The 22,561-nt window shown below is 51.5% G+C and carries 21 protein-coding genes and 1 pseudogene; 10 read left to right on the top strand and 12 right to left on the bottom strand.

Features of this window, described 5'->3' with window-relative positions; genetic code table 11:
• The first annotated feature begins 221 nt into the window (after positions 1-221).
• Positions 222-989 carry a S1/P1 nuclease gene (locus JTN23_RS23110; protein WP_247237448.1) on the top strand — a complete coding sequence of 256 codons (768 nt, stop codon included), beginning with the start codon at positions 222-224 and terminating at the stop codon, positions 987-989.
• A 56-nt stretch (positions 990-1,045) separates the two neighbouring features.
• On the opposite strand, the gene JTN23_RS23105 is transcribed toward JTN23_RS23110, so the two are convergent.
• On the bottom strand, positions 1,046-1,273 hold the full coding sequence (locus tag JTN23_RS23105) for a filamentous hemagglutinin (protein ID WP_247237447.1): 228 nt from the start codon (positions 1,271-1,273) through the stop codon (positions 1,046-1,048).
• 267 nt (positions 1,274-1,540) lie between these two features.
• Between JTN23_RS23105 and JTN23_RS23100 the strand changes: the two genes are divergently transcribed.
• Positions 1,541-2,629 carry a Gfo/Idh/MocA family protein gene (locus JTN23_RS23100; RefSeq protein WP_247237446.1) on the top strand — a complete coding sequence of 363 codons (1,089 nt, stop codon included), beginning with the start codon at positions 1,541-1,543 and terminating at the stop codon, positions 2,627-2,629.
• 79 nt (positions 2,630-2,708) lie between these two features.
• On the opposite strand, the gene JTN23_RS23095 is transcribed toward JTN23_RS23100, so the two are convergent.
• From JTN23_RS23095 to JTN23_RS23070, 6 genes and pseudogenes are all read right to left on the bottom strand, one after another.
• Positions 2,709-3,236: a DUF4142 domain-containing protein gene (locus JTN23_RS23095; protein WP_247237445.1), complete on the bottom strand. Its 528-nt coding sequence runs from the start codon at positions 3,234-3,236 to the stop codon at positions 2,709-2,711.
• Between the two features lie 187 nt (positions 3,237-3,423).
• Positions 3,424-3,939, bottom strand: a complete 516-nt coding sequence (locus JTN23_RS23090) for a DUF4142 domain-containing protein (RefSeq protein ID WP_247237444.1) — start codon at positions 3,937-3,939, stop codon at positions 3,424-3,426.
• Between the two features lie 374 nt (positions 3,940-4,313).
• Positions 4,314-4,859, bottom strand: coding sequence for a DUF4142 domain-containing protein (locus JTN23_RS23085; protein ID WP_247237443.1), 546 nt, complete (start codon positions 4,857-4,859; stop codon positions 4,314-4,316).
• Between the two features lie 267 nt (positions 4,860-5,126).
• Positions 5,127-6,038, bottom strand: coding sequence for an SDR family oxidoreductase (locus JTN23_RS23080; RefSeq protein WP_247237442.1), 912 nt, complete (start codon positions 6,036-6,038; stop codon positions 5,127-5,129).
• A gap of 107 nt (positions 6,039-6,145) precedes the next feature.
• The gene (locus tag JTN23_RS23075) at positions 6,146-7,360 is read right to left on the bottom strand and encodes a CehA/McbA family metallohydrolase domain-containing protein (protein ID WP_247237441.1); all 1,215 of its coding nucleotides are present in this window, start codon (positions 7,358-7,360) and stop codon (positions 6,146-6,148) included.
• A 125-nt stretch (positions 7,361-7,485) separates the two neighbouring features.
• Positions 7,486-8,859, bottom strand: a pseudogene (locus JTN23_RS23070) (enolase C-terminal domain-like protein).
• 304 nt (positions 8,860-9,163) lie between these two features.
• On the opposite strand from JTN23_RS23070, the gene JTN23_RS23065 reads away from it, so the two are divergent.
• The 6 genes from JTN23_RS23065 to JTN23_RS23040 all read left to right on the top strand — a co-directional run bounded on the left by JTN23_RS23065 (position 9,164) and on the right by JTN23_RS23040 (position 14,531).
• On the top strand, positions 9,164-11,167 hold the full coding sequence (locus JTN23_RS23065) for an alginate lyase family protein (protein WP_247237440.1): 2,004 nt from the start codon (positions 9,164-9,166) through the stop codon (positions 11,165-11,167).
• Between the two features lie 150 nt (positions 11,168-11,317).
• Positions 11,318-11,959, top strand: coding sequence for a hypothetical protein (locus tag JTN23_RS23060; RefSeq protein WP_247237439.1), 642 nt, complete (start codon positions 11,318-11,320; stop codon positions 11,957-11,959).
• A 120-nt stretch (positions 11,960-12,079) separates the two neighbouring features.
• Positions 12,080-12,754 (top strand): hypothetical protein, encoded by a 675-nt coding sequence (locus JTN23_RS23055; protein ID WP_247237438.1) that lies wholly within the window; start codon positions 12,080-12,082, stop codon positions 12,752-12,754.
• A 113-nt stretch (positions 12,755-12,867) separates the two neighbouring features.
• Positions 12,868-13,446 (top strand): PepSY domain-containing protein, encoded by a 579-nt coding sequence (locus tag JTN23_RS23050; protein ID WP_247237437.1) that lies wholly within the window; start codon positions 12,868-12,870, stop codon positions 13,444-13,446.
• A 61-nt stretch (positions 13,447-13,507) separates the two neighbouring features.
• A complete protein-coding gene (locus tag JTN23_RS23045) occupies positions 13,508-14,308 on the top strand; it encodes a patatin-like phospholipase family protein (protein ID WP_247237436.1) in 801 nt (266 codons plus the stop codon).
• Positions 14,298-14,531 carry a hypothetical protein gene (locus JTN23_RS23040; protein WP_247237435.1) on the top strand — a complete coding sequence of 78 codons (234 nt, stop codon included), beginning with the start codon at positions 14,298-14,300 and terminating at the stop codon, positions 14,529-14,531. Before JTN23_RS23045 ends, JTN23_RS23040 begins: the two co-directional genes overlap by 11 nt.
• Positions 14,532-14,549: 18 nt before the next feature.
• On the opposite strand, the gene JTN23_RS23035 is transcribed toward JTN23_RS23040, so the two are convergent.
• A complete protein-coding gene (locus tag JTN23_RS23035) occupies positions 14,550-15,242 on the bottom strand; it encodes a hypothetical protein (RefSeq protein WP_247237434.1) in 693 nt (230 codons plus the stop codon).
• 42 nt (positions 15,243-15,284) lie between these two features.
• Positions 15,285-16,601, bottom strand: a complete 1,317-nt coding sequence (locus JTN23_RS23030; protein WP_247237433.1) for an MFS transporter — start codon at positions 16,599-16,601, stop codon at positions 15,285-15,287.
• Between the two features lie 173 nt (positions 16,602-16,774).
• Between JTN23_RS23030 and JTN23_RS23025 the strand changes: the two genes are divergently transcribed.
• Entirely contained in the window at positions 16,775-17,134 is a 360-nt protein-coding gene (locus JTN23_RS23025) for a BlaI/MecI/CopY family transcriptional regulator (RefSeq protein ID WP_247237432.1), read from the top strand.
• Positions 17,135-17,157: 23 nt separating this feature from the next.
• Positions 17,158-19,089: a M56 family metallopeptidase gene (locus JTN23_RS23020; RefSeq protein WP_247237431.1), complete on the top strand. Its 1,932-nt coding sequence runs from the start codon at positions 17,158-17,160 to the stop codon at positions 19,087-19,089.
• Positions 19,090-19,125: 36 nt separating this feature from the next.
• On the opposite strand, the gene JTN23_RS23015 is transcribed toward JTN23_RS23020, so the two are convergent.
• From JTN23_RS23015 to JTN23_RS23005, 3 genes are all read right to left on the bottom strand, one after another.
• The gene (locus JTN23_RS23015; RefSeq protein WP_247237430.1) at positions 19,126-20,832 is read right to left on the bottom strand and encodes a GH39 family glycosyl hydrolase; all 1,707 of its coding nucleotides are present in this window, start codon (positions 20,830-20,832) and stop codon (positions 19,126-19,128) included.
• 120 nt (positions 20,833-20,952) lie between these two features.
• Entirely contained in the window at positions 20,953-21,786 is an 834-nt protein-coding gene (locus JTN23_RS23010) for a helix-turn-helix domain-containing protein (RefSeq protein WP_247237429.1), read from the bottom strand.
• A 36-nt stretch (positions 21,787-21,822) separates the two neighbouring features.
• A complete protein-coding gene (locus JTN23_RS23005; protein WP_247237428.1) occupies positions 21,823-22,377 on the bottom strand; it encodes a cupin domain-containing protein in 555 nt (184 codons plus the stop codon).
• Positions 22,378-22,561 lie beyond the last annotated feature (184 nt).

Genomic DNA, 22,561 nt, shown 5'->3' with positions numbered 1-22,561 from the left:
TTTTTCTTCTTTTGTTGTCCCGTAAAATACAGATAAGCCAGTACGGCTGCTACGATCACAATGGCAATTAGTGGGATATACATAGGAGTATTATTTAAAGGTTAACAAATAAGGACAAAAGCTAAAAAATTATGCCTCGAGCCCTTTTAGTCTGTTACCTTTGTGGAGCCATAGCTTAGCAGAAGCTTTAATTCCATTATACAAATTACATTATCACAACAATGAAAAAATTACTAAGTCTTTGTTTGATAGTACCCTTTATGATTGGTCAGGCCTGGGCCTGGGGCCAGACCGGCCACCGGGTAGTGGGTCTGGTTGCGCAGCAGCATCTGAAAAACAGCGCTCGCAAGAAGATCGAAAAGGTACTGAATTACAACTCCCTGGCTGAGGTATCTAACTGGATGGACGACATCAAGTCGGATACGGCCTATAATCATACCCATGACTGGCACTGGGTGACGATACCGGAAGGAACGGTATACGAGAAGACCGATAAAAACCCCAAGGGTGATATTATCATGAAGCTGGAAGAGATCGTGGTGGCGCTTAAGGCCCGTAATCTGCCCGCAGCTACCGAGCAGGAGTACCTTAAGTACCTGGTTCACCTGGTAGGTGACCTGCATCAGCCCCTGCACGTGGGCGGCAAAAACGATACCGGTGGGAATGCCGTAAAGGTACAGTGGTTTGGACAGCCTTCTAACCTGCACCGGGTATGGGATAGCGACATGATCGACGGCAAAAACCTGAGCTATTCTGAGTTAGCAGGCTTCCTGGGCCAGCCTACCAGGAGCCAGATCAAGGAGTGGCAGTCGCTGTCGATTCGTGACTGGGCGTATGCCTCTCAAAGCCGGTCTCCTCAGGTATACAACATACCCAAAGACGGGCGCCTGGGCTACAGGTACTCCTACGAAAACTTCGATACTGTACAGATTTGTCTGTTGCAGGCGGGGGTTCACCTGGCTGGGCTACTCAACGAAATCTACGGATAATACAGAAGGCCACCCGATCGGGTGGCCTTCTCTGTTTAGTGTCATTCCCGGATGTATTAGGCCGGTCTTTCACCCGGTACGGGTATCTCAGGCTCCGGATTCTGGTCCGGCTGCGTGGGTATGGGTTCAATGGGAGGAATACCCGGGTCAGGCTCCCAGGGCGGATTTTCTCTGGGTATATCCGGAGCCGGTATCTCGGGACCTGGTGAAAAGGGGGGCGTCTCAGGAGGCGCACCCGGGGTAGGTATACCCGGAGTAGTAGGGGGAAATGCTGCTGTTATCATATCTGTATATGTATTATGGTAGAGTCGTCAACGGGGGTAGGAGCTAATGGTTAGCAGCCTACTTGTCCGATTAAGGCTTGGCTATCCCTGGGTAGTAATAGCACTGACCGCCGGCAGTATGATAACCGGGTGTAGCAATAAATTGATTTAATTTTTTAAAAAATTTAATAAAGAAACGGGAGCTCACGCCGTTTTGCTTAGAAAAATACAGTAAAATTGTAGTGTCAGCATTAGTTGTAACCCTTAATACCATTTTAATTAATTTTCATGTCAAATGTCAATCAGCCCATACGAGTCCTGGTAGTAGGATGCGGCAACATGGGGGCCTCACATGCACAGGCCTATCAATCAACCGATGGCTTTGAAATTTGTGGAATTGTGTCCACCGGGAAAAGCAAGGAAGTACTAAATGAGAAACTAGGCGGCGGGTATGATCTGTACTCCGACTACGAAACGGCCCTGAAAGCTACCAAGCCCGACGCGGTTTGTATCTCTACGTACCCTGATACGCACGAGGCGTACGCTATTATGGCCTTCGAACAGGGGTGCCATGTATTTATTGAAAAACCCGTAGCCGATACCGTAGAAGGAGCGAAGCGCGTAGTAGAAGCGGCCAAAAAAGCGAACAAAAAACTCGTAGTGGGGTATATCCTGCGCCACCACCCTTCGTGGGAGAAGTTTGTGGAGATAGCTCAGGACCTGGGCAAGCCTCTGGTGATGCGGATGAACCTCAACCAGCAGAGCCACGGCATCATGTGGAACGTACACCGTAACCTCATGAAGAGCCTGAGCCCGATCGTCGACTGTGGCGTGCACTACATAGACGTTATGTGTCAGATGACCCGCTCGAAGCCGGTACAGGTAAGCGCCATCGGAGCGCGCCTCACCGATGATATCCCTTCCAGCAACTACAACTACGGACAGCTTCAGATCCGGTTTGAGGATGGGTCGGTAGGCTGGTACGAAGCCGGATGGGGACCCATGATGAGTGAGACTGCTTTCTTTGTGAAGGACGTAATCGGACCCAAAGGCTGTGTGTCTATCGTAGCCAAAGAAGCCGGTGGCGCCGGCAAATCAGACAATGTAGACTCGCATACCAAAACGGAGTCGCTGCGTGTACACCGGGCCGACCTGAACGGGGATAACCAGTTTGTGCAGGAAGACGAGTGGATCAACCTGACTGACGAGCCAGATCACCAGGAACTGTGCAACCGCGAGCAGCGGTACTTCCTGAAGGCGATCCAGGAAGATATGGATCTGACGGATCACATGCAGGATGCCGTTAATAGTCTTCAGATTGCCTTTGCCTGCGACGAGTCAGTACGCACCGGCGAAGTAGTCCGATTGGAGGCCTAGTCCTACAACCCAATTACTATACAGCAAAGAAGGCCAGCATACATGCTGGCCTTCTCTATTTTATGTAATGGGTGTAATACTACATGGTGTTAGTGAAAGATCGCTGGATGGTCTGCGCCCGGTTAAGTGATTGCTCCAGGGCCGTAAGGCGACCGGAAGCCCAGGTCTTCAGGTCTTCATCCGTTGAATTCATAGTATGTTGTCTTAACTGTTCAATGGTTTTCTGATGTGACTGGATGGACCAGTCAATGTAGGCCGTATCAAAACTTGATCCTTTCAGCGCCGACAGCCGATCAAAGTCCGCCTGGTTGATCGTACTCAGCGTCGACGGGAGAGGGATGTTTTTACGGTTGGCAATCCGGAGCAGATCATTGGAGGCTTTGTTAAAGTAATCATTCATCGTAACCGAGTAGTCCTTTACATCCTGCGACTGGGCATTGTTCTGTACGAGCTGTCCCAGGCGCAGCCCCATAAGGTTGGTCTGGGCGGCCTCAAGTGCAAACGTTCTGTCTACTACCGCTACCACATTGGGGGTACTTTCATTTCTGCACGAAGTAGCTATCCATAGGCTAGCCCACAGCAGCAGGTTCCATTTTACGTATTTCATAAAGAGTTTTCAGTAGTAATAAATTAGATTGTCAGGTACCTTACAAGCGATGTACCACCGGTATCGCTTCAAATAACTGTACCAATTGCGGTAGCTCTTGAGCAAATAAGGAGCTACCTTTTAGCAGCTCCTTACCAACTTAACCAACTATAAGTACTTTTGAAGTACAAGTTCTTCAGGGATAGGCCTATTTCATTGTAGCCCGTATGGTTTGCGCTCTTTCGAGTTCCTGACGTAGCAGGGGAAGCTTGCTGGATGCCCACGAACGTAATTCATTATCTTTTCCTTTACGGACCTGCTGCTCAAACAGCTCAAGCGTAACTTTGCGCGAATCTATGATTGTGCTAAGAAAGTTTACGTTAAAGGTTGCCTCGGGCGTACTCAGCAACTGGTCTACCTCGGGCTTAGAGGTAAGTGCCTCAAGGTCTGGTAGAGTCAGGCTCTTTTTTTCAATCATGGCTCTGAGCTCTTCCGATATAGTATTACCATTCCGGAGCAGGATCTCACCAAACCGCCGTACTTCATCGGTGGTGGCGCGGGTTCGGGCTACCTGTCCTATCTGCATATCCAGTTGATTTCTCTGTACGGCACTCTCTACAAACTGACGATCGGTGGCTGTGACAACATTGGCATCCATGGGTGTACAGGAGAAAGCCGTTGCCAACCCAACCCAAACTAAAATATAAGTTATACTCTTCTTCATGGTGTTCTAACGTTACAGGTAAATGATACCTTGCTTTAGTGGGTGTATCTTAATAAGATAGATACCTAAAACTATACCTGAAGTAGTGACTATCATCCCAATTGACTCCGGGCCCGCATCTGGGCATTTATAATGATTCTTTTATACTAGGTTTACCCCGTATAGTACAAGACCTGTTTGCATTTTTCTGATTTTCGGGTGCCGGTTTAAGTCCCATTATTTCAGCAGGTTGCGGGAGGATATCAACATATACGCCAAAAGTGGATACAACAAGGAGCCTCTGAGGAAATCAACACCAGCAAAAAGGGTCGGCTCTGTAAGAGCCGACCCTTTTTGCTGAATACATTATTCAGGTTTTATGATCTGTCACATCATTAATTATCCTGATCTGTCACATCATTATTCATCGAATTCTGAATAGCCTCTACCATTTGCTGGTTTTGTTCCAGAGTAGCAATTCGGCTGGAGGCCCAGTTACGGAATTCGGTGTCACCGGAGGCAGTCATATGCGCACGAAGCATATCAATACTCTGCTGGTTGGAACGAACAGCCCAGCTAACGTAGGCCGAATCAAAACGGGAACCCTGCAGAGCGGCCAGTCGGTCGTAATCCTGCTGGTTCATAGTACCCAGGGCAGTTGGCAGAGAAATATTTCTCCGACGAGCCAGGTCAGCCATATCAGTGGTTGCTGTATTATAATACTCACTCATTGCTGTCGAGTAATCTTTTACCTGCTGAGACTCCGCATTGGATTGCACAAGCTGTCCGGTACGTACCCCCATCAGGTTGGACTCTGCTGCTGCTACCGCAAACTCTCTGTCTACCTCGGCAGTCATGTTAGTATCGTCTTTGTCGTTTTTACACGAAACGGCCATAAACATACCTGCCAGTAGCAATAGATTCCATTTAAGCTTTCTCATAAAGGTTACAGTTAATTTGAACATATAAAAATTAGTAAGCACCGAAAAGTGCAATACAGCTGCAACCTTGTAAATAACTATGCCATTAATGGTCAGGATTTTAGCGAAAAAACAGAATATCGCCCTAAGAAGTTAAAGCTAAGTGTACTAACTAAGTAGCCGTCGGTAAATTGTTGAAAAAAGTCAACAGGTGGGCATTCACCACATTGTCCTGTATAATCCCCCGTTTTGCCTTTCCAGGTAATGTAGTTGAATGCCAGTAGCTGATTAAGAGGGTACAGCCTGCCTTTGCTGGTGTCTGGCCACCTGCTCCTGCACAAATTCCTCAATGCTGGTAAGCTTCATGGCGTACTTGCTTAGGGTTTCGGTCATGTCCAGCGAGCAATCCATGTTGTCAAGGATGGCGCTCATGTACATGATCCGGCCAATACCCGGGTGGATGGGGCTGATGATCTTTGAAAGTACCTGTAAGGTACGTCCGGGAACATGCTTCACTTTGGGGGGTATGCCAGCCAGGCGTCCGTAGAGGCTGGCGACTTCATTCTTGGTGGGGTTTGAGGGGCCACCAATGGTTATGATCCGGTTGTAGTACTCGGGGTTCTGGATGGATTGCCTGATTAGATAGGCTACATCCCGTACTGCCACAAAATTGGTAGGCGTATTGCCCCTCCCCAGAATAGTGACAGTCCCCTTCTCAAGAATAGATTTGCCGAGCAGGTTGTGGGCGTGCCATTCCATAAAAGCCGACGGCCGAAGGATGGTATGAGGTATACCACTCTGATTAAGATACTGTTCAACATGGTACTTAGTGCGGTAAAAATCAACGGGATGCCCGGGACTAACTCCCGAAATAGATGTGTAGATAAACTGACTGACTCCGGCTGCTTTGGCGGCATCGATCAGGGAACGGTGTCCTATGGAGTCTACTTTGTCTGAGCTATACTTACCTCTCCCGAGCAGGCTGTGCGCGGAGGCAACGACGACATCTACACCCTGACAGGCCTGCCGTATGGTAGTGGGCTTGGTCAGGTCGCCCTGAACTACTTCAGCTCCCTGTTTTATCAGATCAACTGCCTTAGCGGGCGTACGAACCATGGCCCGGACGGGGTAGCCGGCATCCAGCAGTTGAAGGGTTGCTTCGTGTCCGAGCGCACCCGTGGCGCCTACAATAAGTATCATAAGCTATTGGAGATTAGGTGTGTTAGCTAAGATACTACCATTCTGTATAACACTGCTGTTATTCAGGGCATTATATAAAATTGTTTACTGGTTTCGTGACCTGGTACTTATCTTTCAGCTTGTCGGACGACCGGCTGTGTCCAGGCTGTCTCCAGGTCTCCTTCCTGAAAAGGATTCTCCTGTACCTGGGTGGAGATGATCCTGGCGCGAACGTACAGGTCTCTGGGGGTAAGGGTGTAGCTGGCTCTGGTGCCCCTGACCTCCTTGAGTAATACCCGTTCGCGGGCGCGGGCCTGGGCGGAGGTACCTGCGCCTAAGGGGCGCGCTCCCCAGAATTGAATCGTATAGCGGGTACGGGCTTCGGAGGCCACCTCTACGGTCAGGGTATTTTTGCGGGTTCTTACATCCTTGAGAAGTACACCGGTGGTAGCGTAGAAATCTCCCTTTTCCATGGCCGCTATAAGCGAGTCCGGTGATAGCTGGGCCGCCCGCACCATAATCCAGCCCCGTCCGGGGTTGCTGAGGCCTACCTTGTACTCGAGGTAGTTGTGCGAGTCGTCGGTAGCCAGGCCGTACAGGGGAGGTTTGCCATCTTCGAGGTACCGGACCAGCAACCGATCCCACAGTTCTTCCATCCCGATGGTGACCGAGTCGCCGTAGTTGTGTACATGCGGGTGGCCGTTGTACACCTCAAAAAACCGCTCCCCCCGTAGCTGCATCATATCTTCGGCCTTGATGGCCCAGCCGAAGTTGGGGTGGTTGATGTGCGGAAACATGGGCTGTCCCGTCCGCTCCCGCTGTTCATACACGGCGTCGAGATTGTTCTGAAGCACCTCGGCTACACTGTTGCCGCCACGTGGCTTTACCAGCTCCTGTACGTTGATGGCGTTCATATGAACGGGTTTGCCGGCGTAGCCATCGGTAATCTCCTCGGCCTTAATGATCAGAAACTTGTCTTTCTCCTCAAACAGCTGCCTGAACTCATCCAAGGTTTTCAGCTTTACGCTGATGCGCCCCGCCGAGTCAGTTCTATAATTTACCCATTGCTCACCGTACTTCCCGAGGTACTCCCGGAAGCGGCGCTGGCGAAACGGGTGGGTAGGTATCTGCTTCCAATACTCCTTGTCGGCCAGTACGTTGTGGTCCGAGAGCGCTATGAAATCATAGCCCCGGGTCTTGTACCAGTCCAGGATCATCTCGGGGAAGTCATCGCCGTCACTCCAGTACGAGTGGGTGTGGGTGTTGCCCTTGTACCAGCGTGTTTGTTGAGCCAGGGCTGAGGTGGCCAGTAGGGTAAAGAGGATGATCCCCGAGATGCGCATGAGCAGGTAGGTTAGTGGTTAGGTTTGTCTTAGATCATCAAGTTACTTTCTTTTCCCCACTTCCAGTATTCCACTTTGTCCGGTCCAATGTATTGTTACAACGATAAGGAATAATAGGTACATGGTCACGGCCGGATGATGGTACCGTCGTCACGCCGCACCTGCCAGTTGGATTTGGTAGTGATCGGGTACCTGGCGGCTTCTTTTTCGTTAATGTCTACCCCCAGACCAGGTACTTCATTGACCGACATATAGCCTTTGTTCATGGTAGGACAGCCGCTGAATACCTCCATCATCTTATCCGAAAAACTCACTGCCTCCTGAATCCCAAAGTTCCAGACGGCGAGATCAATGTGGGCGTGCGCCGCGTGACCCACCGGCGACACATCACCGGGGCCGTGCCAGGCGGTACGTACGTTGAACCACTCACCCAGACGGGCTATTTTCATGGCGGGTGTAATCCCTCCAATCTGCGACACGTGGCAGCGGATGTAGTCGAACAGGTGCTGTACCATAGGCTCTTTGAACTCGTTGATGTTGTTGAACAGCTCACCCATGGCGATAGGTACGGTGGTGGTCTGCCGAAGTTGGCGGAACCAGCTCATGTTTTCGGGCGAGAAGGGGTCCTCAATAAAGAAAGGCTGGTACTCTTCCACCTGCTTGATGAGGTTGATGGCATCCATGGGCTGCACCCGCTCGTGGATGTCGTGCAGCAGCTCGACCTCTTCACCGCACCGCTTTCGTACTATATCGAACATCTTTGGTACTGATTTGAGGTACACCCGTTCGTTCATGTAGTTATCAGTAGTGCCGCCAAATCCTGCCGTTTTGAAATCCGGCTGCTGGTTGATACTCCCTACGGCTCCGTAGCCACCCTGCTGGATGCGTACGTACTTAAAGCCCAGGTCTATGATGCTCTGGGCGCTGTCGGCTACCTCTTCGGGCGTTTTTCCGCCCGCGTGGGTGTAGCAGGGAATGGCAAAACGAGCCTTACCGCCCAGGAGCTGGTATACCGGCATGTTAGCTCGCTTGCCTTTGATGTCCCACAGGGCTTCGTCCAAGCCGCTCAGGGCGTTGTTGAGCACGGGTCCGTTGCGCCAGTAGGAGCTTACGTACACCGACTGCCAGATATCCTCAATATTGTCGACGTCTTTGCCGATGACCAGGTCGGGCAGGTAGCTGTTGATGGCGGTAACGACAGCGGCCGCCCGCTGGGTAAAGGTAGCGCAGCCCAGGCCGTAGAGGCCGGGCTCGGTAGTCTCTACCTTCACCACGATCAGGTTGGAGCCCTGCGGAGCGGTGGCAATGGCCTTGATACTTTTGATTTTGACCGGAGCCATGCCTTAGGCGTAGGCCGGAGTGGTAGGTGCCTGGCGAGCTTCGGCGGGGAGAGTCAACAGCCCAAACATACCGGCAGCGGAGCCCAGGCTCAGCTTCTTAAGCATATCGCGGCGGGAGGAGCCGGTAGGCTCATCGGAGGGAGTAAAGGTTGGATGCATAGGGTTTAGATTTCTAGCTAAAAGTGCGCGCGAAGGTGAATCTACCAATCGCAGACAGCGAGGTACATGTATAGGTACAGCCTGATTTACAGCCCGTCAGGTAGTAGTTAGGCGTTAGTATGCAGGTACCCGTTATGCCCATACCGCAGACTGAGGATCTTTCAACCATTTACAAAGCAGTGCCGTAAGCTTCTCCATTCGGGGAAGCTTACTTATTTATCTACCTGCTGCTGATGTGGGGTTAAGATGAGTAAGTAGGTTAGGTATACTACGCGCTTATTCAATCATCACTACCTCCTGCACTATGGAAAAAGGGCTGTTACTTCTCCTGAACCACTTCTCACTCACAGGGTACACTCGCTACGTACTGCTGCTCCTGTTGCTGCTACCCGCCAAGGGATCTGCCCTTGGTGAGAGCTATCAGGAGCGGGTGGAGCAGACTATCGAAATAAAGAAGCTACTATCGCGGCTGAATCTGGATGCGCCGGGGCTTGCCAGAGTTAAAGCCGCAGCTCCTACTCCCGAGCTGGCAGCCATAGAGCTGCTGACTTACTACCGTACCCGTACTTCGGTAAAGCATCCGGTGGAACGTCAGGTAAAAGCTGCTATGCGGGGTAGTAGCGCCAGTGAAAAGGATATTCAGGTAGCCAATGATGCTCTGAAGCATGTGTTTGTGGGGCAGCCGGCCTATCCGTCCCATTTCTGCGGGGATGATATCAATTGGGCTACCAACCCTTACCCGGATAAGGAGTGGGTGTGGCAGTTGAACCGGATGAGCTTCTGGGACGCCATGGCCCGCGCCTACTGGCATACCGGCGACGAAAAATATGCCCGTGAGTGGTGCGCCCAGCTCGTAGACTGGACCCGCAAAAATCCTCGTGACGACCAGCACCAGTACGCCTGGCGTTCCATTGAAGCCGGGATCAGGGGGTACCGCTGGACAGGGCTCTTTGAGTACTTCATAGACTCCCCTCACTTTACGCCCGATGTACTGGTGGCTTTTCTGAATAGTTGCTATGACCATAGCTCGTACCTGATGACCCGGTACACTAAGGGGAGTAACTGGGGGCTGATGGAAGCCGAGGGCATGGCCTTTATTGCCATGACCTTCCCGGAGTTTCAGGAATCGAAACAATGGAAAGAAGAGGCCATCCGGCGGCTAAACCAGGAAATCACCAGCCAGGTATATCCGGACGGTCATCAGCGCGAACTGGCCTTTGGGTACCACATGGGCTGCATCGGGTGGTTTATGCGTACGTATGAGCTGGCCCAGCTGAACGGTCAGGCGGATGCATTTTCAGATTCTTATACCAAAATCATCGAGAAAATGTGCGAGGTACCTATGAAGCTCAGCTTTCCGGATGGTACTACTCCGCAGTTTGGCGATGCCTGGTCGGGTACTCCCGGACAGTATTACAGGCAACTCCGGGAGTGGGCGAAGCTATTCAATCGGCCGGACTTCCTGTACGTGGCTACCGAGGGGAATGAAGGCACCCGTCCTGAGGCCACGGCCTTTGCCTACGATAAGAGCGGCTTATACTCCATGCGCAGTAGCTGGGACAAGGATGCCATTACTCTGGTACTTAAGTGCGGACCGGATGGAGGGGGCCACAGCCAGCCCGACAACGGTACCTTTGAGCTGTACGCCGGCGGCCGCCACCTGATGCCTGATGCCGGTAGCTACATTTACAGCGGAGATCCCGAAGGCCGCCGGTGGTTTCGGCAGACCAAAGTACACCAGACCCTTACGCTCAATGAAGCTAACTCGGCTTATGCCCCCAGCCTGCGGCTGTGGAAGCCCGGCCCGGATATGGATGTACTGGTGGTAGAAAACAAGAGCTACCCGGATCTGACCCACCGGCGGGCTGTACTGTTTGTCGACCGGAAATATTTCGTATTGGTTGACGAGGCCATAGGGGAGGGTACCGGCGACGTAGATCTGCATTTTCAGCTGGCTCCGGGCGAGGCTGTTTTTGATCAGAATAACCACTCCGTGCACTCTGATTTCAAAGAAGGCTGGAATGTACTGGTACAGGCTGTGGAGCAGCCCGGTATAAAACTGGAAGCGGAGGAAGGGCAGGTGTCATTTGTCTATACTAAGAAGGAGCCACGCCCGGCCTTTAGGTACCGGTTACCTAAGACTACCACCGAGAACGGGCTTCGTTTTGTTACCTTAGTAGTACCTTATACCGGCTCCCGGCCTAGTGTAAGCGCCCGTGTCGTCGGACAACCGCCAGTAGGAGCCTCTCAGATAGAGCTGGAGGTAGTAGTGGATGGAGTAAAGAAACACCTGACCTACCAACTTTGAGCTTGTTTTGAAGAATGTACATACTGCTGTGAAGCAACTCTGGCTCAATCCGGAATAGCAGGTACCGTTGGATAAAATTTCCGGGATTCTTTTGAACGACTTACGCGAAGACTCTACTTTTAGGTTTTTTACCACCCTCTATCTGTATTCATGCGTATTCTACTACTTAGCCTGGGGCTATGCCTGCTGAGCCTGATAGCCGGTGCCCAGGGCTTACCTATCCCCCAGATTGAGGTGCCATCCACGGACAGCCTGTCCGAAGTACCCCAACTACCTGCTGACACCCTTTCACCAATTACCATGAAGGTGGAGCCGGGCCTGGTGGCAGCATCCGTTGTTGCCGGGGTAGCCGGCCTTCCTGCTTTTATGTACATGGGGTTTCATTCCTACACAATCAATGGCAGAAAGAGGCTTAATCAGAGAGCCGTACTTCCCTACTTCAGAGCTACTGGTGATGCCCAGCTCATGCAGCTATACGGTAAGCACCAGGAGCAACGGGTGATCTGGTATACCGCTACTACTGGCGGCCTGGTGCTATTTGCCTATGGTTTCGCCCAACTCATTGTCTCCATATTTGATCCGTCGGAAGGAGCCGGTGCCGCTACCAAACTCCTGCTGGGAGGAGGGCTGACGGTATGGGGACAGGTAGCCCGGGCTATAACCTTCCGTAAGCTAAGTCAGGCGGTTGATTTATATAATTATCAATATGCTACTTCTTCCAGACGAGTAAGCCTGCACCTGGGGCTGCCCTCCCGAACACCAGCCGGAGGAGCATTGTATCTGAGATTCTGATTGCTTAGTGAAGCAGATAGCGTTAGTACTTGTCTGAGCTACTTTCTTTTGATGCGGATATGGACTCTATATTAGGAGAGAAGGCTGTACTTTTGTACTTCCATTTCCTTACCTTTTTGCATGAATAAGTACCTATTCACGTTCGGGCTTTGTTTTTTGTTTCGGGTGGCTGTCGCTCAGGACTTGCCCATACACCAGGTAACTCTGAGTACATCCGATAGTACCTCTGTTCGTTTAGAATCAACTGATGGGATACTGATTCCTCTCGCACTTGCCGATTCGCTTCCTCCTATTTATATGAGGGTTATGCCGAGCCGGATAATATTATCCCTGGCCTCCCTATTTTTGCCCATTGTTCCGGGTACCGGACTTTTTCTGGGGTGGCACGCCTACACCATAGAGGGTAGGATCAGGTTTACACCGAAGGCTGTAAAACCCTACTTCCTGGCTACGCAGGACCAGCGCCTCCTGGACTTGTACCAACGGCACCGGAACAATCGCACGGTCTGGTACACGGCTACGGCCGGAGGGGTGGTAGTAGGGGCGATCGGTTTCGCGCAACTATTTGTATCCATTTTTCGACCTGCCAATCTATCAGCGGCTACTACCAAACTTATTATTGGAGGGGGCCTGTTGGGAGGTGGTCAGATAGCCCGGGTGGTTTCCTTTCGTCAGTTACGGAAGGCGGTCAACTTGTACAACGATCAGTATGCTGTTCCCCCGAAGCGGGTCAGCCTGCATGTGGGGCTATCCTCCCAAACGCCTGCCGGTGGAGCTTTGTATCTGAGATTCTGAAACTGATGAAGCTGGTTGCACCTGTATACTTTCTGGATTTAACGTTGCCAATGCTTTACTTTGAGGTTGCATTGAACCTGACACCGCTTACCTGACCCCATTGCCCTTCGTATATGCCAACTCTTCCTCCCTCCCAAAAGATAGCCCAGTCAACCCGCCTGTACCGTAAGCTGCATAAGTGGCTGGCCGTGCCGCTGTTTCTGTTTATGATCCTGGTGGGAGGTACCGGACTTCTGCTGGGTTGGAAGAAACAGGTACAGCTCCTTCCCAAAACCGCCAAAGGTACTACTACTGAAAGTACACAGTGGATCAGCCTGGATAGTATACAGCAGGTAGCTCAGGCCTACTCCCGCACGGAGCTGGGACTGCCCGACGAAATAGATCGTATTGACGTCCGTCCGCAAAAAGGGGTAGCTAAAATTGTCTTCACGCAGCACTTCACCGAGCTGCAGATCGACTGTACCACGGGCGAGATCCTAAGTACCAGCACACGCTCCTCGGATATCATCGAGAAGATTCACGACGGCTCCATCCTGGACTACTGGATTGGTCAGGATGGGGAGCAGATAAAGCTCACCTATACGACTTTACTGGGCCTGGGATTAGTCCTGCTCTCTGTGAGTGGATTCTGGCTGTGGTACAATCCCCGCCGGATCAGGAAGCAGAAGCGAGAAGTTGTGGAGAGAGTTTGATACCAGACTAACCCAGTACTCCTGCCTACTAATGAAAGAAGACGCTTCTAATATGAGATATTTGATACCTAAATTGGCCCTCCTGCTCATACTAGTCGGTAAAGCCTACGCGCAGCAGCCTGATATCCGGAATCTTGTATTTGAAGGGGCGGGTATTCGGGGTATCGCTTACGCCGGTGTCATTGAGGTGCTCGAAGAGCAAGACAGGCTGTCGGGAGTGCAAAAAGTAGGAGGGACCTCGGCCGGAGCGATCACTGCCTTGTTGGTTTCGTTGGGATATACTTCTGCCGAAATAGCCGAGATTATTTCTTCTACCCAGTTCAACCGGTTCAACGATGGCCGGCTCTTTTTTCTGGGAGGAGTAGCGCGGATGAATAGCAAGTTTGGGTGGTACCGGGGGGAGAAGTTTACGGCCTGGCTGGCCGGCCTCATCGAAAACAAAACGGGAAATGGGGATATAACATTTGAGGAACTGAGCCAACGGGGCTTCAAAGACCTGTACGTAACGGCTACCTGCCTCAATAAGCAGCGGCTGCTGGTCTTCTCAAAAGAGACATACCCCCGGATGAAAGTTAAAGATGCCGTACGGGCGTCTATGTCCATTCCGCTCTACTTCCGGGCCGTTTTTATTGATAGTACCGGACAAGTACACCGGAAGCTGGACCCCTCCAAAAAACTGGATGTAGTTGTGGACGGCGGCCTTATCGGTAACTTTCCAATCACCCTATTTGATCGTACTGAGACGGATTCAGTGCAAAAGAAGTACCGGATTCCTGATCCGCAAACTCTAGGCATACGCATAGATTCAGATCCGCAAATCCGGGAGGATGCCGTGACCAGGGAGCTCGCTCGTGCCTCTTGAAGTAAACAACTTCAAAGAGTACATCTCTGCCTTCTATATCCTGGCCCTTGAAAACCTGAACCGAAACGAACTTACCGAGGCTGACTGGGCCAGAACCATATCCATTTCTTCCGTAGGAATCACCCCGAGGATCAAGCGCCTTTCCCGTGAGCAAAAGGAAAAGCTGGTTACCAGTGGCCGGGAGTTTACCGACAGCTACCTCAAAACCCGGCTGGCGGAGTAGGTTTTGTTACTACCCGTACTAATTCCTACTCAAAGGAATCCCTACCTCCACTACCAGCAGATTATGTTTTTCGGATTGGGACATTGGATACATACTCTTCCAGTCACCGAGCAGGCTCCATTCGTAGCGGGCATTGAGCATTACCTGACCGGCCTTCCACATAACCTCGGCCGGTACCACGGGCATGAAGCGACGGTACTGTTTGTTTGGATATAGTTTGCCTGGAGTAAGTTCAATGCTATTGTCAAAGTCCCACCAACGGGTCTGTGACACTAGTAGCATCCGTCCCCCCAATCCGGTTCCCACCGAGAGCCCTTTGGTTAGGCCAAGCTGTAAGGTACTGGTAAGGCCCAGGGTATAGTCGGAGGCAGCCCCCTGAAAAAATCCTCTTGCTCTTCCGTCCTGATCCCTGACATCAAATGGTGAATCCCAGTAGGAGTTTCGGGACAGATTGGCCTGGGTTTTCAGACTGAAGGAACGGGTCCAGGTGGTGAGGGCAGTGGTACCGATGCCAAAACCGCCCACCTGCACACGAGGACTACGATTATGATCGTACCACAGGAGGGGGGAGGTGGCTTTATCAGAAGACTGTCCGGGAAGGTACAGGTTTGCGTTGGGAGTAAAGTACCATTCGGTGGGGCTGCTTTGGCTGAATGCCTGCGTAGAAAGTACGACGAACAGGCCGAGTGTAAGCCGGAGAAAGTGCTGCATGGGGTTGGCAGTTAGGTACTGATGTTGTATAGTAAATAAATGCTATTTTTTTACAGCAGGAGCCAGTTTATCTCCCAGTACCACATTCTCATACACCTGCTCTGCTTTCGGCCTCTTTACAGCAACTATGGTTATAATGGCCGACAGGAACAGTGAACCGGCCATAAAGATGTAGGAGGCGCTAAAGCCTCCGGTAGTACCGTTGAGGTACCCAACTATATACGATCCCACAAAAGAGCCCAGCGCCCCGAAGCTGTTGATAAGGGCCATGGCTCCACCGGCTACGTTGCGGGGGAGCAGATCAGGAATGATAGCAAAGAAAGGTCCGTACGGAGCATACATAGCCCCGCCCGCAATGACCAGCAACCCGAATGATAGCCAGAAGTGGTCCGCGCCCAGCAGATACGATCCGTAGAAGGCCACGGCACCAATCAGCAGAAACGGCCAGACGAACAGCTTTCGGTTGAGGGTCCGGTCGGAGTAGTAGGAGGCACCCAGCATACCTATAATAGCCAGTACGTAGGGTACCGACGACAGCCAGCCGGTTTTGACGATGTTCATGTTAGGAGCGGCATTGAGTATGGAAGGCAGCCACATCACAAATCCATAGACACCAATGCTCCACAAGGCATACTGCAGACATAGCCAGAGGACGATTCGGGATTTGAAAGCCTCTGCGTAGTTTTTAACGGGCTTAATACCCTGCTGCTCCTGTTGCAGCTTTTCTTCCAGTGCCAGCTTTTCGGGCTCCGATAGCCAGGTAGCATCCTTTGGGCGGTCATCTACCAGCCGCCACCAGAAAAACGCCCAGATTACGGCCGGTAAACCCTCCAGAATAAACATCCACCGCCAGCCCACAGCCTCGATCAGATAGCCCGACAGGACCGACATCCACAGAATGGTAGCCGGATTGCCCAGGATCAGGAAGGTATTGGCGCGGGAGCGCTCCGACTTGGTAAACCACCGGCTCAGAAATAGCAGCATGGCTGGCATCACCGCGCTCTCTACCACCCCCAGCATAAAGCGTATCACGATCAGGGCGTTGACGTTGCTGCTCATACCGGTAGCCGTGGCCAGCCCACCCCACAGGATCAGCGACCAGAAGATCAGCTTACGCGCACTCCGCTTTTCGGCGTAGATAGCACCCGGTACCTGAAAGAAGAAGTACCCCAGAAAGAACAGCGACCCCAGCAGCGACGACATGGCAGGCGTAATGCCCAGGTCCTCGGCCATGCCTCCGGCCGCTCCGAAGCCATAGTTGGCCCGGTCGAGGTAGGCGAGGCTGTACGTAATAAAGGCAATGGGGATGAGGCGGTACCAGCGGGCCTTCGCCACGGTTTGATCAGGGATAGCTGCCATTGGGTATGGGTGAAAAGGTATATACCTAAAATCAGGTACTGCGCTATTTTTACTATCCACTAGTTGGCGGTTTAATGGGGGTGGACGGAGATATTTTTCTTACTATAAAAAAGTTAACAGGAATACTTGTATAATCTACGAAAAATTCGTAGTATTACGAGAAGATCGTAGATATGGAGAAGCTAACCCAACAGGAAGAAGAGGCCATGCTGGCCGTATGGAAGGCGGGAGAAGGAAGTGTAAAAACATTCCTGGAATTCATTGAGGAGCCGCGCCCGCCGTACACCACCCTGGCTTCCACCATCAAGAATCTGGAAAAGAAAGGGTACCTGACCAGCCGGAAGATTGGCAACACCCTGCTGTACGCACCGGCCGTCACCGAAGAGGCCTATAAGCAGAAGTTTATGGGGACGGTAGTGAAGGACTATTTCGAAAACTCCTACAAGGAGCTGGTGAACTTCTTTGTCCAGAAAAAGAAGATCTCCACCGAAGAGCTGAAGGAGATCATCAACCTGATCGAAGGTAAAAAATAAGAGCCCTATCCACACCATTCACTATGTCACCATTCCTGGAGTACCAGGCTAAGCTGGCTGTCAGTCTGGCGGTCATCAGCCTGTTTTACCAATTGGTACTGCGCCGGCATACGTTCTTTAACTGGAACCGCTGGTACCTGCTGTTTTATTCAGCACTGGCTTTCTGCATTCCTGCCATTGATCTTAGCCCGACCATCCGGCAGACGGAGCTACTCACGCACCCGGTCATTCAGTCCATCCCTACCATTCAGCACTTCTCGTCACCGGAGCCAGTTGCCCCAGTGAGTGAGGTGGCAGCCACGCCCCTGGGCCTGGATGACTATGTACTTATCCTCTTTGTGGTGGGATGCATCCTGATGTCGGTTCGGTTGGGGGTACTGCTGTACTCGTACATTCAGATCAAAAATGGATCCCGCCTAGTCCGGGACGAGGGGGTGAAGATCTACCACGTAGCAAAGGATATTGTCCCTTTCTCCTTCGGCAACGCCATCTTTATCAATCCGGAGCTGCACCGGGAGAACGAGTTACGGGAGGTACTACTGCATGAGATCGTACATGTCAAGCAGAAGCACACGCTGGATGTCATCTGGTCGGAGGTACTCTGCATCCTCAACTGGTACAACCCCTTTGCCTGGATGCTGCGCCACGCCATCCGCCAGAACCTCGAATTCATCGCCGACCGCCGGGTACTTGAGCAGGGCGTTGATCCCAAAGAGTACCAGTACCTGCTTCTGAAAGTAGTAGGAGTACCAGATTTCCGGATTGCCAATCAGTTCAATTTGTCGTCCCTAAAACAGCGAATCAAGATGATGAACCGTATGAAAACTGCCCGGATCCAGTTAATCCGGTTCCTGTTTGTGCTACCCCTGCTATCCATCCTGCTGCTGGCCTTCCGGAGCGATATTGAATCCCTGGTTCCTCCAACCCAAGCCGCGCCAACCCAGGCATCAGCCAGTAAAAGTCAGAATGTTAACGACAGCACCATGTACATAGCCGGAATACTATTGGATGGTACTACGGGTAAGCCCATTCCTGATTTTCCCATTGCGGTTACAGTCAACAAAGAGGATAAAGGAACAATTGTGACGGACAAAGATGGCTTTTATGCTATGGAGTTCGAGGTAAAGGAGGGCGAAGAGATTTCTTACATGCTTACCAATGAAAACAGTCCGTATAGGGATTTCGGTACTGCTTCTACCTTAGGAAGAATCAAGGAATTACGTAATCATAATATGAATATTGTTTTTCTTGGAAGAAGGCCAGAAAATAGGTTTCAAAACGATGATTACAGGTTTTCAGATTGGTATAGGTTTTCTTTTGATCCGGCAGCTATTAACTGGACTGCTACCTCCAAAGAGGAGATGAAGCAGTTGATGATGGAGCACCTACCCCGGTTCGCAGCAGAGAATAAACTAAAACGGGATTTCAGAAGAGAATACAAAAGACCAAAGGAGGTAATATCAAAGTTCAGGAACGGCTATTTCGATCGGAAAAGGGAATTAGTAGGATACGAATCAGTTACCGAGTTTTTCCTGGATGGGGAGAAGGTATCGTATCAGGCTATTAATATGGCTTTCAGGAACAAACCAGCGGAGGTAGCTTACAAAGACTATAAAAATCCGTATGGTATCAATGACAAAATGGTCTACCTGACTTTCCCGCTATTCAAAGACACACCCCCGCCATCCCTGGTGTCAGATCGGAATGTGGAATGGATAGATGTAGAAAAATTTGATCTGGCAGTACTGGAAAAAGAACCCTATATGCTGGATGGATTCCGCCAGGTTTACGGAGTGGGTAGTAACCTGATGCCGCAAAAGGAGGAGATCAAACGAGTGGCTGTACTCAAAGGAGCCCTTGCCCGCTACTACGACCGCAGCCTTAAGAAGATCTGGTGGATCGAAACCCGGCCGCCGGCTGAGGTACAGGGGCGACCGGAGTTTGCCAACCGGTAGTAAGGTAGATATGAGCTACTCCATTTTCTGATAGAATTACCACGAAACCTTGATCAGCGATACGCCCTGGCGGGGCAGCGAAAAATCCAATTGTAATAAACCGTTTTTAGCATCCATCCAGGTTGGGGAAGTATAAGCCTGAAGTTGGCCTGCTTTTTCCAGGGTGGCTATCTGTTCGGCCGTGGGGTTCTGGGGAGAACCCATGCTTTTCCAGACTTCGTAGGAGTTGCTATGCTGCTGATCAATGCGGTAGTGATGCACCAGTACCCGTCGGGCGGGTACGCCTTTGAGCTGAACCGAAACCGGAGCGCCTGGCTCGAGCTTGTTGTCGTCGTGGTAGTGCCATACCATCACGGCGGCTTCCTGAGCCCCTTTGGTCGCGTAGGCATTAATATCGGCTTCTCCGCGTACGCTTTCAGCTTTCAGCTTTTGGGCATTGTAGGCCAGGTCCTGCTGTACCTGCACCCGTTTGCCGGACATCATCCCGAACATCCTGAACACGTTGAGCACGGGCTTATCTACCCCATTGGTAGCCAGGTCCCGGAATCCCCTGAACCAAGGCTGATTTTCAAATTCGAAGCCCCAGGTAACCGCTCCCAGCAGATTGACCCCCCGGGCATCGGCCAGTTCGTGCTTGCGGGCAAAAGAAGCGGCCGTGTAGCTGGAGTACATGGTACCGTTGCGGTAGGCGTTCTGCGGATGAAGGTCTTCGGAGCAGGCCGCACAGCCTTCCGGGTCCGACTCCCCGATGATGATAGGTAGTTTTTTCAGGTTAGGGTAGGAGGCTACAATTTCAAAGCCCTTGTCAATATCCCTGAGCTGGGTACCCATGTTCATCTGTACGATGCCGTCTACTACCTTGGGTGAGCCCTTGGCGTGGAAGGTGATGAAGTCCAGGGGAGATCCGGTTTTGCCGGTCACGTAGTTCTTTCCGCTTACAACATGGTCCAGAAAGGCTTTCATAAACTTCGCTGATACATCCCAGTTAGGTCCCGTCACCTCGGGGCCACCGATCTTGGCCGTAGGCAGGGCACGCTTGACGGCGTCGGCCGTATAATCGTACAGCTTGATGTACTCTTCGGTGGTGCCTTTCCAGTACCCTATGTTCGGCTCGTTCCAGAGCTCCCAGTACCACGACTCTACCTCCTGCTTCCCGTACCGCTCTACCGAATGCCTGACCCACTGGTACACCAGTTCCGCAAATTTCGCGTAGTCTTTGGGTGGGTACGCCCAGCCGGTATAGATATCGTTGTAGTTGTCGCCGGGCTTCCAGTAGTGCCGGTAGGGCTGGGGATTAGTTGACAGGGCCTCGGGCATAAAGCCAATCTGCGCCATGGGCTTCATACCCCGCTCTATGTAGGTGTCAAAAATCTTGTCAACGATGGTCCAGTTGTAGATGGGCTTTCCGTTGGCATCTTCGGTGTAGGCGTTGGTGGAGCCCCACTTGAGGGCAGCTTCTCCGTCGCCGGTTACCAGCAGGCCGTGTGTCCTCACAAATACCGGCACCTTGCTAAGCTGAGAGATTTCGGTGAGCAGCTTCTTCCCATCCTTCATGTAGGTATAGTTGGGCTCGTCGTAGCCAAACCACGCCCAAATCGGTTTTGCCTCGCCCAGTTCTTTGGTCAGGTCAACCCGAATGGGAACAGGACCGGTAGCGGTGCTTTGGGCCCGGCTGACGTGGGCAAGCAGAAGTAGCAAAAGAGCCGCTAGCAGGCGGATGGGGAGGAAGGAGTTAGAGTACATGGTCAGACAAAGTAGAAAAAGACTACCCTTAAAATGTCAGTACGCCCTTTTTATACTAACTAGACCTGCACAAAAAGGCCTCCCCTCATCACAATGGGAGGCCCGGAAGGTAGTGAAGTACTATACCTCCTTAAACCCGTACTTCCGTTCGGGAGCTTTGCTGTCCTGCTGGTAGAAGGCCGAGGGAGTCAGGTGGGTAAACTCCCGGAAGTCCCGCACTAGGTGCTGGTAGTCATAGTACCCCAGGTCCAGGGCTATGCTCAGCCAGTCTTTCTCAGGGTGAGCGTTTTTCATCTTTACTGCATTATCAAACTGTACGATTCGGGAGTAGAATTTTGGACTTACGCCCATACGCTCGACAAACTTTCGGTAAAACTGCTTCCGGCTGAGGCAGGCCTGCCGGGCCAGCCAGTCCATTGATACCGGTTTTGGACTTGATATCAGGTACATCCCCACCTTATCTACCGGTCTGACATCGTACTTTTCCTTCCGGATCAGATACCACAGAAATTGCTCCACGATCTCCACCATTTCGAGGTAGTTGCCGGTACTGCTCAGTCGTTCATTGACCAGATTGATTTCGGAAGAGAAAATAGCCTCGGCGTCAAAGAACTGATTCGTAAGAAGATTGGCGGGTACGCCCGTCAGCCGGAACAGTGCTCCCGGCTGAAAGACGATCTGGAACATCATAAAGTTATTACTCGGCTGTCGATTGGTGATAACGCAGGGCTGCCCCATGACGGAGGCGCGGTGCCTGCGTTCTTCCTGATGGCCGTCGGCAAATTCTATGATTTCCGTTTTTCTCGGGTAAAATGACAGGCAGTTCTCCGGTCGCGGCCAGTAGGGCTTCCAGGGAGCCGTTTCTGATGCTGCAAACTCAAAACCAACGATCTGAAACAGCCTGACGTACTCTCTCAAACCGGGGCTGGGCAGTCTGTAGTCAAAGACGATCATGTACGTTTGTGTTTAGGCTGTTGGAACGTTACATCTTTACACGGTCAAAGGCGGACCTACTACTTTCAGGTCATGAGCCAGATGTATTTTCTGGACCACTTCGGCGGTAGGTATACCTTCCAGAGCATTCATTTTCTTAAAGAACTCCTCCATCTTACCGGCCGGCTGGAGCAGGTACATCAGCTTGCCCCGGTCTGACAGCTGCAGCCAGGTATGAGGTACATTGCGTGGCAGAAATATAGTATCTCCTGCGACAAGCGTCTGGCGCTGGTCACCTACCTGAAACAAGAACTCCCCGTCCAGTACATAAAAGGTTTCGTCCTGTTTGAAATGTACATGCAGATCAGGACCCATTTTAGCCACGCCTTCGTATTCAAATATCGAATAAATTCCACCGGTATCTTTGGCTGATATCTTCACCAGATTGGGATTAATGCCCCGGTACTTGATGGGTTCGTTAAAGCGATCTTCTCCCGTCTTGACCGTGAAGCTCTTGGTAGCCGGTTTGGTGTCAATTCCCTCAACAACTGATGTCAGTCCAACCAGAGGGGCCGCCACCAGACTTCTCTGAATAAATGTTCTGCGCTCCATAACTATTTCATTTTGAAGTTAATGAAAAATTGATTGTTATGTAAATTTCAGCAGGTTAGCGTGTAGTCTGGTGGTAAAAACTGGTCATTTTTGTGAACCGGTGTTCGATGTAATGGTGGAGTGTTAACAAAAGAAAAAGGCCTCCAATCGTACGACTGGAGGCCCTGACAAAAGAATTACTCTC

The sequence above is a fragment of the Telluribacter roseus genome, from assembly GCF_017355915.2.
GTDB lineage: Bacteria > Bacteroidota > Bacteroidia > Cytophagales > Spirosomataceae > Telluribacter.
The sequence above is the reverse complement of the archived record's forward strand: the minus strand, read 5'-3'. Positions and strand labels throughout refer to the sequence as shown.